This is a genomic window from Limisphaera sp. 4302-co, from assembly GCF_049537155.1.
GTDB lineage: Bacteria > Verrucomicrobiota > Verrucomicrobiia > Limisphaerales > Limisphaeraceae > Limisphaera.
This window is the reverse complement of record NZ_JBMVQZ010000002.1, coordinates 330,440-338,967: the sequence shown is the minus strand read 5'-3', so window position 1 is coordinate 338,967 and position 8,528 is coordinate 330,440. Positions and strand designations below refer to the sequence as shown.

Here is an 8,528-nt window from a genome sequence, read left to right as displayed (position 1 = left end):
AACCCCGCCAACCGGGTCAGCCCCCGGCTCCTCCGTACCGGGCCCAGCCACACCGGTGAAGCCATCCACAACCGACTCGGTCCGGGCCGACCCCGCCGATTCCACCCCTGCCAAGGTCACCCAAACCGCAGAGCCCAACCCACCAAACCCGTCGTCTGCCGCGCCCGCAGAATCACCCCCGGAAACCACATCTTCAGCCCCGGCAAGCTGGTCACGCCCGGGCATGAAATCTGTGTCACTTTGACCCAAGGCTTGACCTGCCGACGCTTCGGATGAATCGCCCGAGGCTTCCTCGAAAAGCTCGGCACTCGGGGCATACGAGACCGGCGAACGAACCACCGCCTCCGACTGAGGGACGTCACTGGACTTTGCGAGGGGATCTGCCGGAAAAGGTTCCGCCGCCATCCCCGGCCAGCGCAGACCGGAAAGGCCCAGCGCATCCGCCGAAAGGAGGATCCTCGGCTCCAGCGCCTCCAACTCGAACTCACGTCTGGGATCCGGCCCGTTCACAATGGCTCACGATCACTGCGGCCCTGCAGCCTCCCCGGTGGCACCATGACCCGACACACGATAAGAGCTGCTCACACCATTCTTCAATCAGCTCTGCGCCCTCCCTTGTAGCGGTTTACCAAGGATTGTCAAGCACCTGAACAAGCCTTTTTGTGCAAAACTCTGGTGTACGAGGGCTACCACCTTCACACCCAGGAACAGGCCATTCGCTGAAAAGCCTTCCCTCACAACCCGAAACCGAATCAGAATGTACGCGTGCAAGCTCGCGTGACTCGGGATCTCGGACGCCCGAAACTCTCAAGGGCATGGTACGATGCGCCTGTTGAAACTTTTTGCCGGACCCCTCTGACGGCCATTCTTGGGCAACTCGTTCACAGCAGCACTTTCGATGTTGACCAAGCCCAGCGAAACGCGTGGATGGAGGAAATCCGTATCCTTCGCGACCAACTGAAGCCGTTTACTGGTTGGATCTTCCTGGAGTTCGCGATTCCGCGGATGGGCGCCCGTGTTGATGCGATCCTCATCCATGGGCCTGTTGTTTTCGTGCTCGAGTTCAAGGTGGGCGAAAACACCTTTGCCACTTGGGCCTTCGATCAGGTCTGGGACTACGCCCTTGACCTCAAGAACTTTCACGAAACGAGCCACCTCGCCTGGATCGCGCCCGTCCTGGTCCCAACAGCAGCGGCTCAACCATTCTTGTTCGACATCCGACATGACGCAGACAAGGTTTTTCGCCCCATCGGCAGCGCCCCGAAAACCCTCGGCGACGTTCTCAGCCGCGTGATGGCTCTGGCCAGCGGGGACCCCTTGGACCCCATCCTCTGGAGTCAAGGCGCCTACAGGCCAACGCCCACGATCATCGAAGCTGCACGGGCCCTCTATGCAAACCACTCGGTTGAAGAGTTGGCTCGCAACGACGCGGGCGCCCAAAACCTGACTGCGACGTCGGCCCGGCTCGAGGCGCTCATCCAAGAAGCACGCACCGAGCGCAAAAAGGTCATCTGCTTCGTTACCGGGGTACCAGGGGCCGGCAAAACATTGGCCGGACTCAACCTCGCCACGCGGTGCCACCAGAGGGAGTCAGCCTTTCACTCCGTCTTCCTCTCGGGCAACGGGCCCCTAGTAGCGGTCCTCCGCGAGGCCTTGGCCCGGGACGAAATCCGCAGGCGGAAGTACCGGGATCCAGCTGTTTGCAAAAAGACCGTGCTGTCCCAGGTTAAGGCCTTCATCCAAAACGTTCACCATTTTCGCGATGATGCAGATTTAGACCTGCGACCACCTGCCGAACACGTTGCCATCTTTGATGAGGCCCAGCGCGCTTGGGACGCCACTCAAACCGCTCGATTCATGCGGCAAAAACGCCGCAAACTGGACTGGACCCAATCAGAACCTGAGTTCCTCATTTCTTGCATGGACCGCCACTCTGACTGGGCGGTCGTCGTTTGCCTGGTCGGAGGCGGGCAAGAGATCCATACGGGTGAAGCCGGTATCAGCGCGTGGCTGGAGGCCATAAACTCCAGGTTCCCTGCTTGGCATGCCTACATTTCGCCTCGTCTCACGGATACCGAGTATGCCAGCGGCCAAGTCCTCCAGCTCATCCAATCGCGTCCGAACACCCACTTTGATGAGTGCCTTCACTTGGCGGTTTCGATGCGATCTTTCCGTGCAGAGAACCTGTCGGCCTTCGTGAAGGCCCTTTTGGATTGCGACATCAAAACCGCTCGCGACCACTGGGAATCCATCCGCAGTACGTATCCCATCGTTTTGACGCGTGATTTGAACATGGCCAAGCAATGGCTCCGCCACATGGCTCGCGGCTCCGAGCGATACGGCCTACTGGCATCCTCCCGTGCCATGCGGCTCAAACCGCACGCAATTGACATCCGGGTGAGCGTCGACCCTGTCTGCTGGTTTCTCAACGACCGCAGCGACATCCGCTCCAGCTACTACCTGGAGGACGCCGCTACGGAGTTTCAAGTCCAAGGCTTAGAGCTCGACTGGAGCTGCGTGGCCTGGGACGCGGACCTGCGGCATCAGGCTCAGGGCTGGGGGCGCTACGATTTCCGAGGCACCCAATGGTGCAGAGTCGGAACCCGGGAGAGACAGCAGTACGTCCTCAATGCGTATCGTGTCCTGCTCACCCGCGCCCGCCAAGGCATGGTCATCTTTGTACCGCCCGGAGATCGCAACGATCCGACACGCAGGGCAGAGTTCTACGATTCAACCTTCAACTACTTCTGTGAATTGGGCATACCCATGCTCGATTGAAGGGCTGCCTCTCCCACGCTCAAGCCACGGAACTCCATTCCCCGGAGTGCTCATGGTCTATACGGCACAAGTACGCCAACCCACCGACACCTTCCACGCGTCCCGAAACCGTCAGGCAGGCCACGTCCGTGACAGCCCCTCCTCGTCCCCCACCGCGGGTTGGCTGCACACCCCGCCCACCCGCACACCCCATGAATACCCTCCCCAGGCCGGAAGTCGAACCTGTTGGGAAGCCCCCCCGAACGATCGGTGGCAACCCGCCCGAAAAAGCGTACATTGGAGAGGCTTATGAAAACCGGCATCCCCATCGCAGCCGCAGGGCTGCTGAGCCTCCTGCTCTGCCTGCCCCTGGCCGGGTGCGCCCGCACCACCCAGGCCGAAAGCCCGGCCCCGCCCCGGGATACCGTCGCCAACCCAAGCCCCGAAGATGCCCGCCCAACCCACGCAGAAGTGTCCCCGCCCGGGCCAACCACGGACACAACCGACGCCAACCTGCCACCGGTGCCCATGGACGAACCCGTCGCCGACGCAACCACGGTACTGCCACCCGACAAACCCGAGCCGGCTCCGGCCGTCGCGGAGCCGGTGGTTCCCGAGGCCCTCAAGTTCTCCCCCGCCACACTCGAACTGGTCAAACTGGCCCGCGCGGCCGTGCCGGAGTCCGTCATGCTCGCCTACGTCACCAACAGCACCCGCACCTTCAACCTGTTGGCCGACCACATCGTTTACCTGAACGACCTGGGCGTCTCCAGCGAGGTCATCCGCGCCATGATCGAACAGGATCGCCGGCTGCGTGAACTGGGCGGTCAATTGCCCCCCCTCACGGACCAGGCCCCCGCCACAAACACGACCCCGCCCGAATCTGAATCGCCCGTCGCTGCCGCGCCCCGGTTCGCCCCCACCACCAACGCGCCGGCCGAGCCCTCCCCCGAAACAACCGCTGCCGCACCCACCGCCGGTACCAACGTCACCTACCAATACTTCTACGAGGCGCTCTCCCCCTACGGCACCTGGGTGTACGTGGACGGTTACGGTTACTGCTGGCAACCCAGCGTGGTCATCCTCCAGCCCGGATGGCGACCCTACTGCCACGGCGGTCGCTGGATCTACACCGATTACGGTTGGTACTGGCATTCCGATTACACCTGGGGCTGGGCCACCTTCCATTACGGTCGTTGGTTCCTGCACCCCCGCTGGGGCTGGTGCTGGTGGCCCGACACCATCTGGGCGCCGGCCTGGGTGACATGGCGTTACCACCCCGGTTACTGCGGTTGGGCGCCCCTGCCACCCTACGGCCACTTCAGCGGATTCGGCTTCGCCTACAGCAGCTACGGCTTCGGCTGGAGCTGGTTCACCTTCGTCTCATGGGACCATTTCCACGATCGCCACCTCCACCGTCACCGGGTGAAAGACGACGATTGCCGCCGACTCGTGCGCGAATCCCGCCCGGTCAAAGACGGCCTGGTGCGCGAGCGAGACCGGATCGTCAACCGCGGGATCGACCCCGACCGGGTGCGCGAACATACGGGTCGGGAAATGCGACCGCTGCGCGTCCGACCCCAGCCGGTGGACACCGCCCAACCGGCCAGCTTGAGCGCCGCGCGGGAACGCTACGAACCGGCCCGCGGCGAAGTGCTGGCCCCACGGTTGCGTCCAGCCGACCTGACCGCCGCCCGAGCCCCCGGGGCCGGCCGACCCGAACGTGCCCCGGCCCCGCCGGCTGCGAGCCCGCCCACCGCCGGAGCCGGCGCTGCAGCGCTGCGAGATGCCCACGGCACCGCAGCCATCACCCCCACACGCTCGGCCGCACCCGTGGCACGCTCCCGGCTCGTCGAAACCCGCTCCCTCACCGCCGGCACCACGGAATCCAACATTCCAGCCCGCCCCGAACGCACACCGGAACTGGCCGCACAGGGCGCACCCGAGCCGCGCCCGACCGCACCCCGCGCCGCGATCGAGCGGCCCGCTATTGCTCCCGGAAGCGGCACGGCACGCGGAACCGACGCTCCGGCCCGACGCAGCGAAGCATCCACGCCGGCTGTGCCGGCCCGACCGGTCACTCCCCGGCCGGAGAGTCGCGCCACCTACACCTGGACCCGGCCCGCCCCCGCCGTTCCACAGGCCCCGGCCGCAGCGCCCCAACCTTCGCCGGTCATGCAACCTCGACCCGCACCGGCACCGGCACCCACGACCCGGCCGACTCCCCCCGCACCCGCGCCACAGTCCCCGTCGCAAAATGTCATCGTCATCCGTCCCAGCACACCGCCCGGATTCAATGCCCCGGCCGCGCATCCAGGAGGGCGGGGCGGCGATTCCGCTTCGCGCTATCGCGTGTTCTCCTCCCCGCCGGCAAGGCAGGTGAGCCCCGCCCAAGCGTCCCCACCCTCGCCCGCGCCCGGAGGTGTCCCCGCCCCGGCCCTCACGCCGCCAAGCCGGCCCATGGCACCGCCGCCGTCCTTCCAACGACCGGCCCCCACACCGGCCACGCCCCCGGCTGAGGTTGGTCCCGCGCCCACACCCTCCTTCCGGCCGGCACCCGCGACACCTCCGGCGCCGGCACCCTCCGCAACCGGCCGCGGCGCCGCCGCCCCGGGCAGGCCGCGATCCGAACGTTGACACCCCTCGCCCGTCTTTCATCGGTCGGTTGTTCCCATGAATCTTCCAAGGATCGGAACGGAACAGTGGGTGTCTCGCTCCGCCTTCACGCGGACCTGTCCGCCGCGGAAACAACGTATCCCGGACGCCACGGCCCGCCTGTTGCACGGGTTGGCGGTCTGGTGGCTGACGCTGGCGTTGCCAGTCTCGTCCCTCCGGGCCGACAGCACCAACCTCTTCTTCACGGCGTTTGAACGTGCCGAAGGGTACGACACGAACTACACCCTCATCGGCCAGAACGGCTGGCTGGGCACCGGCACGGGTGGAAACGGTCTGGTGCCGGATTTCTTCCCGGGCGAAGGGCAACAGGCGTACATCGGCTACTGGCCACCCCTCCAAACCAACGAAACCGAAACCATCATCTGGCGGCCGTTGAACTTCAATCCGGCGGCGGCCGGACTGCCCCTGGTGGAGTTCTCCGTGCTGATGAGCGTCGAGGATTCCTCGGCCGCAAACGGGCAATACGACAACTTCCAGTGGCAGATCTACAACGACCGCACGAACCGCCTTTTCACCCTGGACTTCGACAACTATCACCTCGACATCTCCTACCGGCTCGACGGCACCAACGATTGGGTGGTCACCCCGGTGAAATTCACCAACGGCGTGCCGGAGCGGCTGGTGATCACGATGGATTTCGCCGCCAACCGCTGGAGCGCCACCTACGGCGGCCGCCTCGTCGCCACCAACCAACCCATCACCACCACCGGCCTGCCCCTCACACTCGGTGAAATTGACCTCGTCTGGGCCTACTACGACCCGAACCGTCCGGGCGACAACTACCTGCTGTTCGACAACTTCCGCGTGACGGCGCGCGCCGCGCAGGATCGGCCCCGGCTCCTGCTCCTGGAACGAACCAATGGCGGCCACGTCTGGCTCCGTCTCCTGGGCCAACCGGGCGTGCGGTACGTGATCGAATCCACCCCCACCCTCGTCCAACCCACCTGGCTGCCCCTGCGAACCAACTCCAGCGGCGACGGCGTGCTCGACTTCATTGACACCACCGCGGTCCATGCACCCGCCCGGTTCTACCGCGCCCGCGTTTCACCCTGACGCCGCCGACCCCACCCCGCTCTGATCCTCACCACCGAGAGACAGAGATCACCGCGGAGACACCGAGCCGGACTTGATAAATCAACCACAGGGGCGCAGAGGACACGGAGATAAAACACAGAGGGATTGCTTTGCGTGTACAAGCGCCGCATGGGTGTGTCCGTGTAAAGCGACCCTCTCTCTTTTCGGTGCGTGTGGACCCTGGTCATGGCGGGCAGCCGGGCGGATCCGGCCGGGTTCGCCGGCCGTCCGTCGCCTGCCAGTGCCGTTCCTTCAATGGCATTTCCCGCTTGTTCGCTGTGAAATCTCTTTCTGGTCTGTCGTCTTGTATCTCCCCCTTTATGACTTCGGCTGCAAGGTGGACGATGTGGACTTTGCCCGGTCCCCGGGTGGGGACAGGGGGTTGGGGTGCCGACTGCAGCCGGCACCCCAACCGGCAGCGGCGGGCCCGACCGGTGCCCCAGCTCCCATGCCACCCGGTCACCCGGCCGGACACCCACGCCACCTGCGGTAAATTGGCTTTCCTCTCCTCTGTGTAAAACCTCTGTGTTCCCACAGTCTCCGTGGTTTATTCGTCAATCCCTCGCGGTGTGTCCGTGGTGAACTCCGTGTCCCGGGTGGTGTCGCGGGGGCCACGGTCGGCGGGCTTCACCCCCTCCGCTCGCCTTCGACCCCGGGGCCACCGGCGGACCGGGCCCCCCCGGCCCCGGGTCGGGCGGCAAATTTTTCCCTTAGGTTTTCCTCCCGGATGGCCGATGGAGAAGCTGAACAGGAACGCGGAAACCGCCATGCCTGAAACCGCAGCCAACGAAACCGTCCGGCCGCTGAGCTTAAACCAGATTCAGGCCCAGCTGAGCCGATGTCCCTCGCTGCCCTCCCTGAGCAGCATCAACAAGGCGTTGCAGGAGTTGCTGGGCGCGGAGCAACGGTATTCGGCCCAGATTTCTGAGATCATCCGGCGCGATCCCAGCCTGACCTCGCGACTGCTGCGGCTGGTCAATTCGGTCTACTACGGCCTGGCCCAACCGGTGAACAGCATCGAGGAAGCAGTGTTCTACCTGGGCATCCGGCAGATCCGTCAGTTGGCGCTGGTCACCCCCATCATCGAGGACTTTCAGCGGCTCACCCGTCAATGCCGCTTCCCCTGGCGCGAGTTTTGGCAGCACTGCATCGGCGTCGCGCTTCTGACGCGTGAGGTGCTCGGCACGGTGCAGACCCCCATGGACGAATCCGATTACGTGGCGGGGCTCGTTCACGACGTGGGCAAGATCGTCATGGCCTGGAGTTTCCCTGAACACTTCGCCGAGATCCACCGGCAGGCCGTGGCCGGCGAACGGGATCTGACCGACATCGAACGGGAAGTCCTGGGGGTGGATCACGCGGAACTGGGGGCCCTGTACCTGGAACGCCAGCGGCTGCCCGATCTGATGGTCCAGGCCGCGCGATATCATCACCAGCCCGACAAAGCGGAGCGGTACACGGCCCTGGTGGCGTCGGTGCAGGTGGCGGACCTGCTGCTGCGGGCCGAGGGGATCGGCTGCAGCGGCAACTACCTCCCTGTGACCCGGGAGCAATGCCAGAGCTGTGCCGGCTGGCATTTGCTCTTCCCCAACCCCAAGGAAGCCGAACAGGCCATTGCCCAGGCATCGCTGCAGCGAAGCCTGGAGCGCCTGCCCCACATCCTCGAAGGCCTGGTCTGAGCCGCAACCTTGGCGCTGTCCGGTTCCACCCCGCCCTTGCTTCCACGCACCGACCCTCTCCGTTCACCACGGAGACGCAGAGAAGACGCCCTTTCCAAAACGAACCACAGAGGCACAGAGCACACAGAGGAAAACACAGAGCCTTCTTCTCGTCTTTCAACCGCTTACGTCCATGCTTGCATCCTGGTCACGGCTGGCAACAGAGCATCTTACTCTGTAATGCGCTGTCGGAGCTCCGACCGCCCGCCAACCGTTGACTCCGGCACACACTCCGCAGCATTTTTCCTCTTCTCTGTGAAGGTCTCTGTGTTCTCTGTGCCTCTGTGGTTTATATATCACATC

At 64.7% G+C, this 8,528-nt stretch carries 4 protein-coding genes and 1 pseudogene; 4 read left to right on the top strand and 1 reads right to left on the bottom strand.

Annotated elements, in window-relative coordinates; translation table 11 throughout:
* Positions 1-426: 426 nt before the first annotated feature.
* A pseudogene (locus tag ACPDIX_RS03530) lies at positions 427-510 on the bottom strand (LEPR-XLL domain-containing protein); the annotation flags it as partial.
* 417 nt (positions 511-927) lie between these two features.
* Between ACPDIX_RS03530 and ACPDIX_RS03525 the strand changes: the two are divergent.
* From ACPDIX_RS03525 to ACPDIX_RS03510, 4 genes are all read left to right on the top strand, one after another.
* Complete coding sequence (locus ACPDIX_RS03525) at positions 928-2,778, top strand: DUF2075 domain-containing protein (RefSeq protein ID WP_423430396.1); 1,851 nt, start codon at positions 928-930, stop codon at positions 2,776-2,778.
* A gap of 288 nt (positions 2,779-3,066) precedes the next feature.
* Positions 3,067-5,394, top strand: a complete 2,328-nt coding sequence (locus ACPDIX_RS03520; protein ID WP_423430395.1) for a DUF6600 domain-containing protein — start codon at positions 3,067-3,069, stop codon at positions 5,392-5,394.
* Positions 5,395-5,430: 36 nt separating this feature from the next.
* On the top strand, positions 5,431-6,486 hold the full coding sequence (locus ACPDIX_RS03515; RefSeq protein ID WP_423430394.1) for a hypothetical protein: 1,056 nt from the start codon (positions 5,431-5,433) through the stop codon (positions 6,484-6,486).
* A 788-nt stretch (positions 6,487-7,274) separates the two neighbouring features.
* Complete coding sequence (locus ACPDIX_RS03510; protein WP_423430393.1) at positions 7,275-8,186, top strand: HDOD domain-containing protein; 912 nt, start codon at positions 7,275-7,277, stop codon at positions 8,184-8,186.
* Positions 8,187-8,528: the final 342 nt, after the last annotated feature.

What these genes read in the sequence shown, in the direction of transcription:
- ACPDIX_RS03525 (WP_423430396.1), top strand. Translation starts at nt 928, where the DNA reads ATGGAGGAAATCCGTATCCTTCGCGACCAACTGAAGCCGTTTACTGGT.
- ACPDIX_RS03515 (WP_423430394.1), top strand. Translation starts at nt 5,431, where the DNA reads ATGAATCTTCCAAGGATCGGAACGGAACAGTGGGTGTCTCGCTCCGCC.
- ACPDIX_RS03510 (WP_423430393.1), top strand. Translation starts at nt 7,275, where the DNA reads ATGCCTGAAACCGCAGCCAACGAAACCGTCCGGCCGCTGAGCTTAAAC.
- ACPDIX_RS03520 (WP_423430395.1), top strand. Translation starts at nt 3,067, where the DNA reads ATGAAAACCGGCATCCCCATCGCAGCCGCAGGGCTGCTGAGCCTCCTG.